12 protein-coding genes are annotated in these 15,937 nt (G+C 68.8%); all 12 read right to left on the bottom strand.

Features of this window, described 5'->3' with window-relative positions:
- Positions 1 to 134: 134 nt before the first annotated feature.
- On the bottom strand, positions 135 to 1,634 hold the full coding sequence (locus OG246_RS16805; RefSeq protein WP_266462410.1) for a bifunctional cytidylyltransferase/SDR family oxidoreductase: 1,500 nt from the start codon (positions 1,632 to 1,634) through the stop codon (positions 135 to 137).
- A 222-nt stretch (positions 1,635 to 1,856) separates the two neighbouring features.
- Entirely contained in the window at positions 1,857 to 3,059 is a 1,203-nt protein-coding gene (locus tag OG246_RS16800) for a hypothetical protein (RefSeq protein WP_266462407.1), read from the bottom strand.
- A gap of 165 nt (positions 3,060 to 3,224) precedes the next feature.
- Positions 3,225 to 4,661: a GTPase ObgE gene (obgE, locus tag OG246_RS16795; RefSeq protein WP_266462405.1), complete on the bottom strand. Its 1,437-nt coding sequence runs from the start codon at positions 4,659 to 4,661 to the stop codon at positions 3,225 to 3,227.
- A gap of 135 nt (positions 4,662 to 4,796) precedes the next feature.
- A complete protein-coding gene (rpmA, locus tag OG246_RS16790) occupies positions 4,797 to 5,051 on the bottom strand; it encodes a 50S ribosomal protein L27 (protein ID WP_028802588.1) in 255 nt (84 codons plus the stop codon).
- A gap of 14 nt (positions 5,052 to 5,065) precedes the next feature.
- Positions 5,066 to 5,386, bottom strand: a complete 321-nt coding sequence (rplU, locus tag OG246_RS16785) for a 50S ribosomal protein L21 (protein ID WP_081221565.1) — start codon at positions 5,384 to 5,386, stop codon at positions 5,066 to 5,068.
- Positions 5,387 to 5,660: 274 nt separating this feature from the next.
- Positions 5,661 to 6,455 carry a class I SAM-dependent methyltransferase gene (locus OG246_RS16780; protein WP_266462396.1) on the bottom strand — a complete coding sequence of 265 codons (795 nt, stop codon included), beginning with the start codon at positions 6,453 to 6,455 and terminating at the stop codon, positions 5,661 to 5,663.
- A gap of 96 nt (positions 6,456 to 6,551) precedes the next feature.
- Complete coding sequence (gene rfbC, locus OG246_RS16775) at positions 6,552 to 7,148, bottom strand: dTDP-4-dehydrorhamnose 3,5-epimerase (RefSeq protein WP_266462392.1); 597 nt, start codon at positions 7,146 to 7,148, stop codon at positions 6,552 to 6,554.
- A 20-nt stretch (positions 7,149 to 7,168) separates the two neighbouring features.
- The gene (locus tag OG246_RS16770; protein ID WP_266462390.1) at positions 7,169 to 8,761 is read right to left on the bottom strand and encodes a glycosyltransferase family A protein; all 1,593 of its coding nucleotides are present in this window, start codon (positions 8,759 to 8,761) and stop codon (positions 7,169 to 7,171) included.
- Positions 8,758 to 9,657: a dTDP-4-dehydrorhamnose reductase gene (gene rfbD, locus OG246_RS16765; RefSeq protein WP_266462387.1), complete on the bottom strand. Its 900-nt coding sequence runs from the start codon at positions 9,655 to 9,657 to the stop codon at positions 8,758 to 8,760. Before rfbD ends, OG246_RS16770 begins: the two co-directional genes overlap by 4 nt.
- Positions 9,654 to 10,664: a dTDP-glucose 4,6-dehydratase gene (gene rfbB, locus OG246_RS16760; protein WP_266462385.1), complete on the bottom strand. Its 1,011-nt coding sequence runs from the start codon at positions 10,662 to 10,664 to the stop codon at positions 9,654 to 9,656. Before rfbB ends, rfbD begins: the two co-directional genes overlap by 4 nt.
- Positions 10,661 to 11,728 carry a glucose-1-phosphate thymidylyltransferase gene (locus tag OG246_RS16755; RefSeq protein WP_266462382.1) on the bottom strand — a complete coding sequence of 356 codons (1,068 nt, stop codon included), beginning with the start codon at positions 11,726 to 11,728 and terminating at the stop codon, positions 10,661 to 10,663. The genes rfbB and OG246_RS16755 overlap by 4 nt, the downstream gene beginning before the upstream one ends.
- A gap of 258 nt (positions 11,729 to 11,986) precedes the next feature.
- The gene (locus tag OG246_RS16750) at positions 11,987 to 15,922 is read right to left on the bottom strand and encodes an Rne/Rng family ribonuclease (protein WP_266462379.1); all 3,936 of its coding nucleotides are present in this window, start codon (positions 15,920 to 15,922) and stop codon (positions 11,987 to 11,989) included.
- Positions 15,923 to 15,937 lie beyond the last annotated feature (15 nt).

Raw genomic sequence — 15,937 nt, 5'->3', positions numbered from 1 at the left:
AAACCTGCTCTTGAGGGGTGAGTGCCGGTTTAATGCCAAAAAAGAGAGTTTGAAATTTTACGGATTCAGGCCTCTGCGAATGCGTGGAAAACACGCGAACACAGAGGCCTGAATTCTGAAGATCGATTAATTGATTATGCCACGCCGTCCTGGCGGTCCAGGACGGCGGCCAGGGCCGCCTCGAAACCGGAGGCCGTTCCGGCACCGGCCGTCGGGTCCTGCTGACGGACGTCGATCACGTGCCCGGTGAGCTCGGAGAGCAGCACGTCGAGCGAGGTCTGCGCGACGGCCTCGGACGAGAGCAGCGAACCCGCGGGCTCCTGGCCGAACGCCTTGGTCCGCATCGGGGTCGCGGTGCGCTCGGGATTGATGCAGTTGACGCGGATGCCGTCGCCGGCCCACTCGTCGGACAGCGCCTGGGTCAGGTTGACCATGGCGGCCTTGGTCGAGGAGTAGAGGCTGTACTCGGCACGCCCGCGGGTGTAGCTGCTGGACGTGTACAGGAGCAGCTGGCCCTTGGTCTCGGCCAGGTACTTGTACGAGGAGCGGGCGATCTGCACCGGGGCCAGGTAGTTGACCTTCAGCGCTTCCTCGATGGTCGCGTTGTCGGTCTCGGCGAGCTTGCCGATGCGCAGCACGCCCGCGGTGTTGATGACGTAGTCGATGCGCCCGGTCTCCGCGTACGCCGTGGACAGCGCGTCGTCGACCTCCTCCGGGTTCTCGACGTGCGTGCCGGTGGTCGAGCGGCCCAGCGCGTACGTCTTGGCGCCGAAGCGCGCGGCGAGTTCGGCTATGTCCTTGCCGATGCCGTACGAGCCGCCGAAGACGACCAGGGTCTTGCCGGTGAGCAGCTCCCGGTAGGCGGCCTCGTCGGCCTGCTCGGGCGCGGCGGTGGAGGCGAGCTGGAAGAGCTTGTCGGCGATGAAGACGTCGACGGGCTGGGTGACCTTCATGTTGTACTCGTCGCCCGCGACGACGTGGATCGGCACGTCCGGCAGGTACTTGAGTACGACGCTGCAGTCGTCGGTGGCCTGGAAGTTCGGGTCGTTCGCGGCGACCTCGTAGGCCCGGCGGATCGTGGACAGCTTGAACGCCTGGGGCGTCTGGCCGCGGCGCAGCCGGGAGCGGTCCGGGATCTCGGTGATGAACTCGCCGTCCTCGCCGTGCGTGCGGGTCACGATGATCGTGTCCGCGGACGGGATGGCGACGTCGACGGCCTGGTAGCGCTCCAGGGCGGTGACGCAGTCGTCGATGACACGCTCGGAGAGCAGCGGGCGCACGGCGTCGTGGAACAGGACGTTGGCGTCCTCGCCCTCGGCCAGGCCCTCACCGAGGGCCGCGATGGCACGCTCGGTGGTCTCGTTCCGCGTCGAGCCGCCTTCGATGATCCTCGTCACCTTGGCGAAGCCCGCCTTCGCAACGATCTTCTCCACGTCCGGCACATAGCCCGGAGCCATCAGCACGATGATGTCGTCGATCGAATCGGCGTTCTCGAAGGTGGTCAGCGTGTGCTCGATGACCGCCTTGCCGGCGATCTTCAGCAGCTGCTTCGGAATCGACAGACCCACGCGCTGTCCGGTCCCACCAGCAAGGATCACTGCGGTGGTACGGGGCTTGGCAAAGTGCTCAGACACAGGTGACCTACCTTGGGGCGACAGGGAACCTACGAATGGTCCCACTTTCGGTTACTGGCATGCAAGGTGAGCGATGTCTGTTGCATATGTGCACGCAACCGATTATTCACCTTGCATGCAGGCGCCTTCCCAGAACCCGAACCGGATTGTCCGGATTTGCTGTGAGTAACTGCACACGATTTACGTGCGTCCTTCACTCCGGCGGCAAGTGCTTCGCCTCACTCAGGTCCGCTTCAGGCGCTTGAGAACCCGGTGACCCAGTACCCGGACGAGTTCCCTGGACGAGGTCTGGTGAACCGTACGCACCGGAGCCGCCCTGCGCGCAGGAGCGGCGGCGGCGACGGCGAGCGCCCCGTACAGCGCCTGGGCCGCCACCTCCGGAGCGATCCGCGCACCCGCCGGCGCCGCGCCCTCCGGAGCCGGTACGACGGCCGGTACGACGGACAGCAGCGCCGGATCGCCCAGAACCCGTACGCCCATGGCCCCGATCCGCCCGGCCATTTCCGCGCCGATACCCGCGGCGGCCTCCAGCGCCCACACCGGTGTGCTGATCCGCGCGTCTCCCGGAGCGGGGCGGCAGGTGTTCTTCATATGCATGACCGCGCCGCCGCGCACGAGCTTGGAATACAGCTCGTCGGGCAGTCCGTTGCCGCGGAATTCCATGTTGAGCTTCCGCAGCATTTCGGTCTCGGCGAGCGTGAGGGAGCGGTTGGCCGTGTCCGGCACCTCCTCCAGAAGGCCGTCGGGCAGGCCGAGGAGCGATTCGAAGGTGCGCATCAGGCCGCCGCGGTCGCTGTCGTCGACCACGACGACGGTGATGTTCTCCGCGCCGACGACCCGCGCCCAGCGCTCCACGAGCCGGTCGTGGCGGTGCCGGCGCCAGAAACTCGGGTTGGGCTTCTCGTACGGGGCCTTGCGCAGCATGTGCGTCAGCCAGTCCTCGTAGCCCATGCGCAGGCCGTTCTGCACGTACTGCTGCCACTGCGAGGGCATGATCTTCGCCAGCGGGCGCAGGGTGATCAGGACGTGTACGCGGTCCCGGCCCAGGTCGTCGACGATCCGGGCGATGGTCTCATCGTCGGGAGCGTCGGCGAAGAACTCGCTGCTGACCACCGAGGTGCGCTTCCCGGTGGCGTGCACCAGGTCCACGAGCCGCTGCCAGTGCCCCTCGGTGGGCTTGGTCTCGCCCATCATGCCGGGCCGGGCGCAGACCCCCAGGGCGGCCTCCATCGGGTGTCTGCTGGGCGCCGGGAAGACGACGCCGTGCTCGGCCATCGCATCCCTCGCGGCGAACAGCGCGCCCTGGATCGACGTGGTCCCGGTCTTGTGGGGACCTATGTGCAGCAGCCGGGAACCCACCGGAAGCGGGGCCGGCGCGGCCGTCTCAGCGGCCGCCGCGTCAGGTGTCGAACAATCAATCTCCATGGTAAGAGGACATTAAGAGCAGATGCTGAGGACAGACTGAGAATGCCCTGGGACTCGCGTGAGTCCCAGGGCACCGGTTTGTTCGTACGAGTGGAATGGGCCGTACGGGTTGTACGAGCCGGACGTCCCGGCACCTGTACCAGGCGCCCCGAGCAGCCAGGGAGCCTAGAAGGGCTCGAAGTCGTCGTACTCCTTCTCGGCCTCGTCCCGCTCCGCCTGCTTGTCACGGCGACGCTGGGTGGCGGGACGCGGCTCGTCCAGCCGGTGGTCCTCGCCACGGCGGCCGAGCATCTCCGCACCGGCCATGACCGTGGGCTCCCAGTCGAAGACGACCGCGTTCTCCTCGGGGCCGATGGCGACGCCGTCGCCCGAGCGGGCGCCCGCCTTCATCAGCTCCGTCTCGACACCGAGACGGCTGAGGCGGTCGGCGAGGTAGCCGACGGCCTCGTCGTTGCTGAAGTCGGTCTGGCGGACCCAGCGTTCGGGCTTCTCGCCGCGGACGCGGTAGAGGCCGTCCTCCTCGCGGGCCACGGTGAAGCCGGCGTCGTCGACCGCCTTCGGGCGGATGACGATCCGGGTCGCCTCCTCCACCGGCTTGGCGGCGCGTCCCTTGGCGACCACGTCGGCGAGCGCGAAGGACAGCTCCTTGAGGCCCATGTGGGCGACCGCGGACACCTCGAAGACGTGGTAGCCGCGCGACTCCAGCTCGGGCCGCACCATCTCGGCGAGGTCCTTGCCGTCCGGTACGTCGATCTTGTTGAGGACGACCATGCGCGGCCGGTCGCCGAGACCGCCGTACTGCTTCAGCTCCTCCTCGATGATGTCGAGGTCGGAGACGGGGTCGCGCTCGGACTCCAGGGTCGCCGTGTCCAGGACGTGCACCAGTACGCTGCACCGCTCGACGTGGCGCAGGAACTCCAGGCCGAGCCCCTTGCCCTGGCTGGCGCCGGGGATGAGCCCGGGCACGTCGGCGATCGTGTAGACCGTCGAACCGGCCGTGACCACACCGAGGTTGGGGACCAGGGTCGTGAAGGGGTAGTCCGCGATCTTCGGCTTGGCGGCGCTCAGCACCGAGATCAGCGAGGACTTGCCCGCGCTCGGGTAGCCGACGAGTGCCACGTCCGCGACGGTCTTCAGCTCAAGGACGATGTCCTGGAGGCCACCGGGCACACCGAGCAGCGCGAAGCCGGGCGCCTTGCGGCGGGCCGAGGACAGCGCCGCGTTGCCGAGGCCACCGCGGCCGCCCTCCGCGGCGACGTACGTCGTGCCCTGGCCGACCAGGTCCGCGAGGACGTTGCCCGCCTTGTCCTGCACCACCGTGCCGTCCGGCACCGGCAGGATCAGGTCCTGCCCGTCCTTGCCGGAGCGGTTGCCGCCCTCGCCGGGCTTGCCGCTGGTCGCCTTGCGGTGCGGGGAGTGGTGGTAGTCGAGCAGCGTGGTCACGGCCTGGTCGACGACGAGGATCACGTCACCGCCCTGGCCGCCGTTGCCGCCGTCCGGGCCGCCGAGCGGCTTGAACTTCTCCCGGTGTACGGAGGCACAGCCGTGACCTCCGCTACCCGCGGCGACATGCAGCTCGACGCGGTCCACGAAGGTGGTCATGGGATGTGCCTCCAGTTACGTACGGAAAGTCTTTTGGATGTCGTGCCCTCGTTAGGGCCACATCCATTGAAAACACGCGAAAGGCGGACCCGCTTCCCGAAAGGGAAGTGAGGTCCGCCTCGCGAAAAGTACCGGTCAGGCGACCGGAACGATGTTCACGACCTTGCGGCCACGGTGGGTACCGAACTCCACCGCACCGGCGTCAAGGGCGAACAGCGTGTCGTCCTTGCCACGGCCGACGCCGTTGCCCGGGTGGAAGTGGGTGCCGCGCTGGCGGACCAGGATCTCACCGGCGTTGACGACCTGACCGCCGAAGCGCTTCACGCCGAGCCGCTGAGCATTGGAGTCGCGACCGTTCCGAGTGGACGATGCGCCCTTCTTGTGTGCCATCTCTCCTCAGTCCCTTACTTCGCAGCCGCGGGGATCTCAGTGACCTTGATCGCCGTGTACTGCTGGCGGTGGCCCTGACGACGGCGGTAACCGGTCTTGTTCTTGTACCGAAGGATGTCGATCTTGACGCCCTTGTGGTGGTCCACGATCTCGGCCTGGACCTTGATCCCAGCCAGGACCCACGGGTCGCTGGTCACGGCTTCGCCGTCGACAACGAGCAGCGTAGAGAGCTCTACGGTGTCGCCAACCTTGGCAGTGGAAATCTTGTCAACCTCAACGATGTCGCCTACAGCAACCTTGTGCTGGCGACCACCGCTGCGCACGATGGCGTACACGCGGATCTCACTCTCTGACTCGAAGCGGGACCCTCGCAGTCCAGCCGCACGCAGGGCGAGCGGCCTCTCCCGGAGACCGGGAGGCTTCCGGAAGAGTCCGGAAGGAAGGGTTTACGAGGGGCATGGCGCGCAATGAACACGCCGACGGTCTAGGTTACGGGGCGCCGGTCGGGGGGTCAAACCGGGCCCTGGCAGGGGCAGCGCCCCGCATTTCAGCCGACGAAGTCGGCCTTGTCCCCCGGGCCGTCGTCCTCGGCCCGAGGGTCAATCGGTGTCAGCCGGCAACCGTTTCGATGCTGCGGCGGATGGGCGCGAACGCCGAGCGAGGGCGACGCAGATTGCGGGCCCTGACCAGGGCCGGCCAGAAGTCCGCCCCGAGCAGGGCCTCGCCCTGGATGGCGTTCTTGCGCAGCAGGACTTCCTCCGGGACGACCTGCGGGTCGTCCCTGCGGTACTCCTCCATGATCTTGTCGTAGTTGTCCTTCAGCACGGTGCTGGTCGGGTCCGCCCCGAAGATCGCGACGACACCGGTCGGAACCGTGTCGAGTTCCACCACCACAAGATCGGGGCGGAAGCGCCGCAGCACCTGCGCCACCTTGAACACGTCGCCGGTCCACATTCCGGTGTGCCGGTCGCGGGCCGCCTCGTCGACGTCGCGCGGCAGCATGTCGTCCAGCACGATCACGCTCGACCAGCGCGAGTGGCGCTCGACGTTCATGAAGTCCCGCAGTGCGAACTCGAAGAGGTGCATGCCGTCGATGAACGACAGGTCGAGCCGCGGCTCACCGCCGAGGAGGTTCAGCACATCGCGGCGGGCGAGCGCGCGGAACGGGTTGCGCCCGTTCCGCAGGTGGATCAGCGGGTCCTTCCGCTCGAAGAAGGCGTCGCTCGTCGCCTTGACCAGGTGCACGTCACAGCTGAGCTCCGACGTCACCTTGAATGCCGGGTCGATGGCGACCGTGGGGACTCGAGACAGCGTCAGGCTGCGGCCGTCATTGACTCCGATCTCAAGATAGTTGCGGGGTCGGTAAACCTTGTGCAGCTGGCGAAGAATTCCGTGCCGATCCACGTGGAACGCGCCCTTCACTGGCAGTTGACGAAACACCGATCCAACGGAAGCTAGCGGGGAGTTGACCGGGGAGTAAACACCTACCGGTCGGTAACCTCAGCGCTTGTCAAGGTCCGCACGATAAGCGATGCAGTCCTCGTATCTGGGGAGCAGTCCCTGAGCCGCCGCGTCCGCGAGCGTCGGAGCAGCAGCATCCTTGTCCGACAGCAACGGCTCCACGTCCGCCGGCCATTCGATGCCCAGCTCGGGATCGAGGGGATGGATGCCGTGCTCCCGCTGCGGTGCGTAGCCCTCGGAACAGAGGTAGACGACCGTCGCGTCGTCGGTCAGCGCCAGGAAGGCGTGGCCGAGACCTTCGGACAGGTAGACCGAGGCGTGTGTCTCGTCGTCGAGCCGGACCAGCTCCCACTGCCCGTAGGTGGGGGAGCCGACCCGGATGTCGACGATGGCGTCGAGCACGGCGCCGCGTACGCACTTCACGTACTTGGCCTGGCTCGGCGGCACGTCGGCGAAGTGGATACCGCGCAGGGTGCCGCGGCGGGAGACCGAGCAGTTGGCCTGGGCCAGGGACAGGTCGTGCCCGGTGCTCGCCCGGAAATCCGCTCCGCCGAACCACTCGTGGAAGCTACCGCGCTCGTCCGGAAAGACGTTGGGCTCGTAGACCCAGGCGCCTTCGATAGAGAGGGGTTTCATGATGTAGCGGGACCTCCGGGTCAGGATGCGAGAACTCGTTTGACCTTCTTGGCGACTCTGCGCCAAGCGGTCTGGGATCCGGCCGACTTGTCCGGCACCTTGTGCATGTTTCCGCCGATGTCCAGAGCCAGCCGCCCGTCCCGGGTCCAGTAGGGGGCGGCCTGGATGTTCTGGCGCTGCGAGCGCGCACCGCCGCAGGGCAGCAGTTCACTCACCGGGCCGCCCTCGACACGGGCCATCCGGTCGATCCCGAGCAGCTGGACGTTGACGTGAACGTCGTAGAGCCCCTTGGGGAGCCGCCCGCCACACGCGGCGGTGTCGGGGTCGATGCGGAGGGTTCCCTGGATCTCCACGGTCCCGTCAGCGGTGACAGTCACCTTGGACTCGACTTCGGGGAACCAGGCCTGCGACTTGTTGCGCTGTCGCAGCTGGAAATCGATGGCCGCACGGTTCTCGATGTCCTTGAAGGTCCAGTCGGGTCCGCCGTCGATCCCATGGACCAGGGCGAGGTCGAGGCCGTAGCCGTCGCCCAGCTTCCTGACCTTCACCGTGGCACCGTCCTCGTACCGCAGCCGGGCACGGAACGGCGCCACAAGGGCGCCCTTCCGCCAGCGCACGGGTCCGCTGAACTCGACCTCGCTGACGGCGTCGCGGTAACGCTTGGCCACCTTGCGCAGGTCCTCGACCCGGTCGGCCTCGAGCAGTTCGGCGCGGAACCGCCAGAGCGGCGGCAGCCCCTCACGGACGGAGTCCGAGTACTCCTCGACGACTACCTTCCGGGCCGCCTCGTAGTGCCCCATGCTGTGGGGATCGCCGTTCAGGAAACCCGTCGTGGCGGTGTTCCGCAGGACTTCGACCCGGTAGTTACGCGTCAGGAAGGCGTCGCGCGCCGGTCCGGGAGTCGTGTTGGCCTTGACGATCTGCGCGGTCTTGGCAAGCCACGGGTAGTACTCCGCCGGCTCGGTACGGCCCTTGCTGTTGTTACTGCCGTCGTCGCGCTTGCTCCAGTCGTAGCACACGACATCGCCGACGATCGTGATGCTCTTGGCGAGCGGAAAGGCCTTCGCCAGGAACATCTGGTCCTCGAGACGGCAGCGCCCTTCCTGGAAGGTGATGTCGTTGTCGAGCAGGAACTGACGCCGGAACATCTTGTGCGGAGTCAGCGTCTCGTACAGCTCGGCGAACTCCGGACCGGTGCGTTCGACCGACTCGCGGAAAAGGCGAATGGGGCCACGCATGTTCCCCTTCACCTTGCCGACGACGATGTCGGAATTGTTCTTCAGCGCCCGGTCGTACATGACCTCCAGCGCCTTCGGGCCCAAGCCGTCGTCCTGGTCGAGGAAATGCACGTACTCGCCGAGCGCGCTGGCGACACCGACGTTACGGGGGCGCCCGGGCCAGCCCGAGTTCGGCATGGAGAGCACCCGGAAGTTCTCGGTCTTCTCGGCCACCGACTGGAGCCGCTCCGCGGAGTCATCGGTCGACCCGTCGTCGACGAAGATCACCTCGATCTCCTCCTGCGGCAGCGTCTGCTTCAGGATCGAGCTGATCGGACGCTCGATGTACTCCCCCGCGTTGTAGACCGGGATGACGATGCTGACCTTCACGGTCATGGATTCCCCTCCTGAAGCTCTGCGACCAGCACGGGCATCGCGGAGCTGAGTCCTTCGGACCAGTCACGTATCGGTTCGATGCCGGCCTGCTGCCAACGATCGTGACCCAGCACGCTGTACGCGGGCCGGGGCGCGGGGCGGGCGAACGCCGCGCTGGTGGTCGGCCGGACCCGCGCCGCATCGGCGCCGAGCAGCCGGAAGATCTCCTGGGTGAAGCCGAACCAGGTGGTCTCGCCGCTACTGGTGCCGTGATACACGCCGGCCGGAGCGGTGCCGGCCAGCGCGGCCTGGCCCAGCAGGACCAGCCGGTCGGCCAGATCCACCGTCCAGGTGGGCTGACCTCGCTGGTCGTCGACGACGTCCAGGGTGTCCTTGACGGCTTCCAGCTTGATCATCGTGCGGACGAAGTTGCCGCCGCCCGCGCCGTACAGCCATGCCGTACGGACCACGAAACCGCTGTCGGGAAGCGTCGCGAGGACCGCCTGCTCACCGACCAGCTTCGTGCGGCCGTACGCGCTGCGCGGGCCGGTCGGGGCGTCCTCCGCGTACGGCTTCTCGGCATCGCCGGGGAAGACGTAGTCCGTGGAGACGTGCAGGAGTACGGCGTCCAGCTCGCGGCACGCCTCGGCCAGGTGGCGGGGGCCGTCACCGTTGATCCGCAGGGCGTCGTCCTCGCGGGTCTCCGCGTCGTCCACGGCCGTCCAGGCGGCACAGTTGACCACGACGGCCGGACGGTGCTCCGAGAGAACGGCCCGTACGGCGGCGGGGTCGGTGATGTCCAGGTCGGCGCGGGCGACCGCGACCGCCGGGACGCCGGCGCCGGCGAGCCGGGCCAGGACATCCTGCGCGAGCATCCCGCCCGCACCGGTCACCAGCCAGTTCCGGGTGTCACTCACAGGGCCGCGCGCTCCTTCAGCGGTTCCCACCACGCGCGGTTCTCGCGGTACCACTGGACCGTCTCCGCGAGACCCTGCTCGAAGGTCTTGCGCGGGACGTAGCCCAGCTCCTCGCGGATCTTGGTGCAGTCGACCGAGTAGCGGCGGTCGTGGCCCTTGCGGTCCTCGACGTACTCGACGCTGGTCTCCCAGTCGGCGCCGCACGCCTCGAGCAGCAGCCCGGTCAGCTCCTTGTTGCTGAGCTCCGTACCGCCGCCGATGTTGTAGACCTCGCCCGCGCGGCCCTTGGTGCGGACCAGGTCGATGCCCTGCACGTGGTCGTCGATGTGCAGCCAGTCGCGGACGTTGCCGCCGTCGCCGTACAGCGGGACCTTCTTGCCGTCGAGGAGGTTGGTGACGAAGAGCGGGATGACCTTCTCGGGGAAGTGGTGGTGCCCGTAGTTGTTCGAGCAGCGGGTGACGCGGACGTCCAGGCCGTGGGTGCGGTGGTAGGACAGCGCGATCAGGTCGCTGGAGGCCTTCGCCGAGGAGTAGGGCGAGTTGGGCTCAAGCGGGTGGGTCTCCGGCCAGGAGCCCTCGTCGATCGAGCCGTAGACCTCGTCGGTGGAGATGTGCACGAAGGTCTTGATGCCCGCCCGGTGCGCCGCGTCGATGAGCGTGTGGGTGCCCACCACGTTCGTACGGACGAACTCGGCGCCGCCGTCGATGGAGCGGTCGACGTGCGACTCAGCGGCGAAGTGCACGACCTCGTCGTGCTCGGCCATCAGCTTGCCGACCAGCTCGGGGTCGCAGATGTCGCCCTGCACGAAGGCGAATCCGGGGTGCTCGCGCACCTCGTCGAGGTTGGCCGGGTTGCCCGCGTACGTCAGCTTGTCCAGGACGGTGATCGAGACATCACCGGGACCCTGGGGGCCGAGCAGCGTACGGACGTAGTGGGAGCCGATGAAACCGGCGCCGCCGGTCACCAGAATCCGGGTCGGGCGGGCGGGAGAAGAAGGCGTCGTCATGAAGAGATCTGCACCTTGCTGTGATCACCGAGCACGAGCCGGTGGGCTGCGGGGTTGCGGGGGGCGGGAGTGACTTCGACATCGCGGCCGATCAGCGAGGCCTCCACCCGGCGCACGCCGGTGACGGAGGAGCCGCGCAGCACGATGGAGTACTCGATCTCGCTGTCCTCGATCCGGCAGTCCTCGGAGACGGAGGTGAACGGACCGATGTACGCGTCGCTCACCACCGTGCCGGCGCCGATGATCGCGGGTCCGACGATCCGGCTGCCGCTGACACGGGCACCCGCCTCGATGCGCACCCGGCCGATGATCTCGCTGTCCTCGTCCACCGTGCCCTCGTTCACCGGGTCCACGGTCTCCAGGACGGACCGGTTGACCTCCAGCATGTCGGTGACGTTGCCGGTGTCCTTCCAGTAGCCGGAGATCGTGGTGGAGCGGACGTCACGCTTCTCGTCGATCAGCCACTGGATGGCGTGCGTGATCTCCAGCTCGCCGCGCCAGGAGGGCTCGATGGAGCGGACGGCCTCGTGTATGGCAGCGGTGAAGAGGTAGACGCCGACGAGCGCCAGATCGCTCTTGGGCTTCTTCGGCTTCTCCTCCAGGCCCACCACCAGGCCCTTGTCGTCGAGTTCCGCGACGCCGAAGGAGGTGGGGTTGGGAACCCTGGTCAGCAGGATCTGCGCGTCGGGCCGGTCGGCCCGGAACTCCTCCACCAGACCGGTGATGCCACCGACGATGAAGTTGTCGCCGAGGTACATGACGAAGTCGTCGTCGCCGAGGAAGTCCTGGGCGATGAGCACCGCATGGGCGAGCCCGAGCGGCGCGTCCTGCGGGATGTAGGTGACCTTGATTCCGAACTGGGAACCGTCACCCACCGCCTCGCGGATCTCGTCGGCGGTGTCCCCGACGACGATCCCGACCTCGGTGACCCCGGCTTCGGCGATCGCCTCCAGGCCGTAGAACAGCACAGGCTTGTTGGCTACCGGCACCAACTGCTTGGCCGAGGTGTGCGTGATCGGGCGGAGGCGGGTGCCCGCTCCCCCGGAGAGCACGAGAGCCTTCACGTGTTGCCCCCAGATACTATGTTCATAAGGGAAAAATATCCCATTTTGTCTAAGTTTGATGTCAATCTCGCTCCTCATCTTAGCCCGGTCGTGCATCATCGATTCACACGTCGTTCACCTATGCGATTCACAGATGACGACCCGCGGTCCGGAATGATCCGGCCCATCACGCAAGAACGGCGGTGGCCCGCCCGGTTCTCACCGGGCGGGCCACCGCCGTTCTTCAGCCCCGTCGCGCGGGGCGCTGGAGGGACCGGGTCAGTCCTCCGTGACCGCCGACACCGTCGACTGGTCCTGCTGCTCGGCCGCCGCGGTCTTCTTCGACGCCGCCTTCTTGGCGGTCGTCTTCTTCGCGGCGGTCTTCTTCGCAACCGTCTTCTTGGCCACGGCCTTCTTGGCGGGGGCCTTCTTCGCGGTCGCCTTCTTGGCCGTCTTGCGGGCGGCCGTCTTCTTGGCCGGAGCCTCGGCGTCCGCCTCGGTTTCGGCCGTCTCGGTCACCGTCTCCGCCTGGACCGACGGGACGACCACGACGGCCGCCTCCTCGGACGCGGTGGGCGCGGTGGCCTTGCGGACGGCGCGACGCCGCGGGCGGGCCGGGGCCGCGCTCTCAGCGGGCGCCTCGACGGCCTGCTCGGCCTTCGGCTCCTGCGGGGCAGCCTCCGACACGGGCGCCGCGACCGGCTCCGTGACCGTCACGACGGCCTCTTCCGCGGCCTTCGGCGAACCGGCCGGGGCCGACACCTTCCGGGTCGCACGACGCCGCGTACGCCCCTTGGGAGCGGCCTCGTCCTCCTGTACGGCAGCCACGGGGGCCGGGGTCTCCTCGACCGCCTGGACAGCCGGAGCCTCGACGACCGGAGCCTGCGCGGCCGGTGCCTCGACGACCGGGTCCTCGACCGCGACCGGCTCGGCCTCGGCGACCTCGCGGGACTTCCGCTCCTCACGCCTGCCACGGGGAGCCCGCTCCTCGCCCTTGGGCGCACCCGCGGGAGCCGACGCACGCCGGGTGGCCCGGCGCCGCGAACGCCCACGGGAAGCCGCGGCCTCCGCCTCGGCGGCGCTGCTGTACAGCTCCTCGTCGGGCACGAACTCGGGCTGCGCGAACGGGACCGGAGCGGCGACCTCGGCAGCCACCTCGGCCTCGGTCTCGATCTCGTCCTCGTCGACGGATTCGTCGGTCTCCGTGCCCAGGGCCTCGTGCTCGTGCGTGTGCTCCTGCTCGGAACCGCCCCGGCCGCGCTTCTTGCGCTTGCCGCCGCCTCCGGCGGAGGTCGGCTGCTCCATGTGCACGATGACACCGCGGCCGTTGCAGTGGACGCAGGTCTCGGAGAAGGACTCGAGCAGACCCTGTCCGACGCGCTTGCGCGTCATCTGGACGAGGCCCAGCGAGGTCACCTCCGCCACCTGGTGCTTCGTACGGTCGCGTCCCAGGCATTCGAGCAGGCGCCGCAGCACCAGGTCCCTGTTGGACTCCAGGACCATGTCGATGAAGTCGATGACGACGATGCCGCCGAGGTCGCGCAGCCGCAGCTGGCGCACGATCTCCTCGGCCGCCTCCAGGTTGTTCCTGGTCACGGTCTCTTCGAGGTTGCCGCCCTGACCGGTGAACTTGCCGGTGTTGACGTCGACCACGACCATCGCCTCGGTCTTGTCGATCACCAGCGAACCGCCGCTGGGCAGCCAGACCTTGCGGTCAAGGGCCTTCATCAGCTGCTCGTCGATCCGGTACGTCGCGAAGACGTCGACCTCGGAGGTCCACTTCGACAGCCGGTCGGTCAGGTCGGGCGCGACATGGGCGACGTACCCGTGGATGGTGTCCCATGCCTCGTCACCGCTGACGATGACCTTGGAGAAGTCCTCGTTGAAGATGTCGCGGACGACGCGGACGGTCATGTCCGGCTCGCCGTACAGCAGAGTCGGCGCGTTGCCGCTCTTCGACTTCTTCTGGATGTCCTCCCACTGACCCTGCAGCCGCTCGACGTCACGGCGCAGCTCGTCCTCGCTCGCGCCCTCGGCGGCGGTGCGCACGATGACGCCCGCGTCCTCGGGGACGATCTTCTTGAGGATGGTCTTCAGTCGAGCGCGCTCGGTGTCGGGCAGCTTGCGGCTGATGCCGGTCATCGAGCCCTCGGGCACGTAGACCAGGTAGCGTCCGGGCAGGGACACCTGGCTGGTGAGGCGGGCGCCCTTGTGGCCGATCGGGTCCTTCGTGACCTGCACGAGCACCGACTGGCCGGACTTCAGCGCGCTCTCGATACGGCGCGGCCCGTTGGCCATGCCGAGCGCCTCGAAGTTGACCTCACCGGCGTAGAGCACGGCGTTACGGCCCTTGCCGATGTCGATGAAGGCGGCCTCCATCGACGGCAGGACGTTCTGCACCTTGCCCAGGTAGACATTGCCGACGTACGAGGTCGACTGCTCCTTGTTGACGTAGTGCTCGACGAGCACGTTGTCCTCGAGGACGCCGATCTGGGTGCGCTCGCCGCTCTGGCGGACGACCATCACACGCTCGACGGCCTCACGGCGGGCCAGGAACTCGGCCTCGGTGATGATCGGAACGCGCCGGCGGCCCTGCTCGCGCCCTTCACGGCGGCGCTGCTTCTTGGCTTCGAGGCGGGTCGAGCCCTTGATGGACTGCACCTCGTCGGACGGGTGCTCGTCCCGCTTGCTGCTGCGGGGCTCGCGGACCTTGACGACGGTGCGCTCGGGGTCGCTCTCGGCGGGCTCGGTGTCGGGACCCGAGTCACCGGCGCGACGCCGACGGCGCCGACGCCGACGGCTGCTGCTGGAGCCGCCCGACTCCTCGCGCTCGTCGCCCTCCTCGGCGTCCTCTTCGGCCTGCTCGGCGGTGTCCTCGGCGTCCTGCGCGGCCTGCTCGGCGGTGTCCTCGGCGTCCTGCGCGGCCTGCTCGGCGGCGTAGTCGTCGTCACCGGACTCGCCGTCCGACTCGGCGGACTCACCACGACGACGGCGACGGCCGCCACGGCGGCGACGACGACGGGAGCCCGCGGACTCCTCGTCACCCTCATCACCGTCTGCGGCATCCTCGACGTCCTCGGCGGGCTCCTCCACCTCTTCGGCGGCGGGCTCCACAGCCGCGGGCTCCTCCTCGACGGCCCGGCGGCGACGGCGCCTGCGCGGCCCCGTCTCCTCCTCGACGGCCTCAGGGGCTACGACGGTCTCGCGAACCTGCGGAGCGGCGGGGGCCTCGACGACCTCCTCGACCTCCTCCTCCGCAGCCTCGGCGGCAGCCGCGGCTGCGGCGCGCTCCGGCGTCTGGAACATCGGCTCGGTGAACACGGGCGCCTGGAACACGGCGACGGCCGGACGCGCGGGCTTGCGCGCAGACTCGGCTTCCTTCGGCGCGGGCGCGGAGAACCCGACGGCGGCCTTGCGCGTGGCGCGGCGGCGGCCGCGCCGCGGGGCCTCGTCCTCGGTCTGCGCGGGCTCGGCCTGCGCGACCTCGGTCTGCGCGGGCTCCTCGGGCTGGGTCTCGCTGGTCACGGGCGCCTCCACACGCTCGTCGACGGTGTCGCCCTCGGGCGCACCGGCGGGTGCGGAGACGCGCCGGGTGGCGCGACGACGGGTGGTGCGGCGGGGGGCGGCCTCCTCGACGGGGGCGGCCTCCTCTGCCTCGACGACGGCGGGCTCCGCCGGGGCGGCGTCGACGGCCGTCACCGGCTCCTCGACGGCCTCGGCGGCCTTGGGCGCGCCGGTGGGCGCGGAAGCGCGGCGGGTCGCACGACGACGCGGACGACCGGCCGGAGCGGCCTCCTCGGCTTCGACGGCGGCAACGGGGGCGGGTGCCTCGGCGGGCACCACGGTCTCCGCGACCTCAGCCGCCTCGGCTGTCTCCGACGCACCGGCGGGTGCGGACACCCGACGAGTGGCACGACGACGCGCACGACGCGGCGCGGCTTCCTCAGCCACCGCCTCTTCGGTGTCTTCGGCCTCAACGGTCGCTTCGACCGCTTCGGCCTGGACGACCGCTGCTGTTTCGTCCGCCTCCTCCGCGAGGTCGGCGGACGCCACGGCCGGTATGGCCGGCGCGGTGGTCTCGGCCACGGCTTCGGCGGCGCCCGTGGGCGGGCCGGCCGGGCGCGACGCTGCGCGGCGGCGGCGCCGCGGCGGCAGGGTGTCGCTGGGAGTGTTGTTGTTGTCGGAACCCTCAGTGGGTTCGATCGGCTCGAGCATGCGGGTGGATCTCCC

The organism is Streptomyces sp. NBC_00620 (genome assembly GCF_026341825.1).
Classification (GTDB): domain Bacteria; phylum Actinomycetota; class Actinomycetes; order Streptomycetales; family Streptomycetaceae; genus Streptomyces.
Note: the sequence above shows the minus strand (reverse complement) of the source record. Positions and strands in the feature narration are given on the sequence as shown.

Excerpts from the sequence above, each read along its gene's own strand:
- OG246_RS16770 (WP_266462390.1), bottom strand. The coding sequence starts at position 8,761 with ATGACCGTGAAGGTCAGCATCGTCATCCCGGTCTACAACGCGGGGGAG.
- rfbB (WP_266462385.1), bottom strand. The coding sequence starts at position 10,664 with ATGACGACGCCTTCTTCTCCCGCCCGCCCGACCCGGATTCTGGTGACC.
- OG246_RS16750 (WP_266462379.1), bottom strand. The coding sequence starts at position 15,922 with ATGCTCGAGCCGATCGAACCCACTGAGGGTTCCGACAACAACAACACT.
- rfbC (WP_266462392.1), bottom strand. The coding sequence starts at position 7,148 with ATGAAACCCCTCTCTATCGAAGGCGCCTGGGTCTACGAGCCCAACGTC.
- obgE (WP_266462405.1), bottom strand. The coding sequence starts at position 4,661 with ATGACCACCTTCGTGGACCGCGTCGAGCTGCATGTCGCCGCGGGTAGC.
- rpmA (WP_028802588.1), bottom strand. The coding sequence starts at position 5,051 with ATGGCACACAAGAAGGGCGCATCGTCCACTCGGAACGGTCGCGACTCC.
- OG246_RS16800 (WP_266462407.1), bottom strand. The coding sequence starts at position 3,059 with ATGGAGATTGATTGTTCGACACCTGACGCGGCGGCCGCTGAGACGGCC.